This is a genomic window from Amycolatopsis sp. SID8362, from assembly GCF_010550475.1.
GTDB classification, from domain to species: domain Bacteria; phylum Actinomycetota; class Actinomycetes; order Mycobacteriales; family Pseudonocardiaceae; genus Amycolatopsis; species Amycolatopsis eburnea.
Window position 1 is genome coordinate 1 of sequence record NZ_JAAGNB010001580.1, and the last position, 1,077, is coordinate 1,077.

A 1,077-nucleotide genomic window follows, 5' to 3' on the forward strand; every position below is an offset into this window, starting at 1 on the left:
GCCCGCCCACCGCGGGACCCCGGTCGCCGGCACCGTCGACCGGTAGCGCGGCGAGGTCACGCCCGGCCGGGACGGTGTCGATCCACCGCGCGGACACCGCGATCGTCGGGTAGCTGTCGAACTGCAGCGCCGTCGCGGCCTCGTCGCTCAGCTTGTAGCGCCGCCCGCCGGCGAGCAGGAAGCGGTCGCCCTGCGGCACCCGGACGATCACGCCCTGGTCGCGCGGCAGCTCGACGCCGGACGCGGGCGGGGCGAGCAGGACGGCGGTCCGCGGCTCTTCCGACGCGGGCGCGTCCTGGGTGGTGCGGCTGCAGCTCGTCCACGCGGCACTCACGAGGGCGCCGGTCGCGGGCAGCGAGTCGGGCGCACCCGGGATGCCGATCTGGGTGCCGCGGCCGGCCTTGCCGAGGTTCTCCGGCGACACGGTCACGGTCGCCTCGCCGGTGCCGCCCGCCAGCAGCCGCGCCGACGCGTAGTTGAGGACCGGGTGCAGCACGCCGTCGGCACCGAGGACGAACCGCGCGCCGGTGCCCTCTTCGACGATCACCTTGCCGCCCGCGAGCCAGTCCTTGCCGCCCGAAGGGTTCAGCAGGCCGATGATGCCGAAGACGGCGGTGACGAGCAGCGCGGCCACGAGGCCCAGCACGGTGGCCAGTACGAGCCGGCGGCTGGGCGAGACGGGGTGGTTGGCGTCGGCGGCGACGAGCGCGGATACGAGCCTGCGGCGGAGGAACTGGTACGCCTGGATCTGGTCCCGCTGCGTCCACACGCTGCTGTGCCCCCGGTGTGCGTCGTGCTCCGAGCGACCGATGCTAAGCACCCTCCCGCGGGGCGGCGAGGGTAATTTTTACGCCCACGCGGCATCTGGGGAGGCAGTAGCGTCGGGTTCCCGGGGAAAGGGGAGCCCGTGTCCGTCGAAACCGCCGGCGCCGTCCGCCCGGCACCGTCCCGGCCCGCCGCCGCGCCGCTGCCCTGGCTGCTGCCGATCCGGCCGCTGCAGGCCGCGGTGTGGGAGCTGGCCGCGATCGCCGTCCTGCTCGCCTGGCTGGTCGACGGCGTCGCGCAGCCGGTGCGGAT

The 1,077-nt window shown here is 75.3% G+C and carries 1 protein-coding gene; it reads right to left on the reverse strand.

Going from position 1 to position 1,077, the window contains the following annotated elements; genetic code table 11:
* A partial coding sequence (eccB, locus tag G3I65_RS48835) for a type VII secretion protein EccB (RefSeq protein ID WP_160702420.1) occupies positions 1 to 769 on the reverse strand: 769 nt, incomplete at its 3' end.
* Positions 770 to 1,077 lie beyond the last annotated feature (308 nt).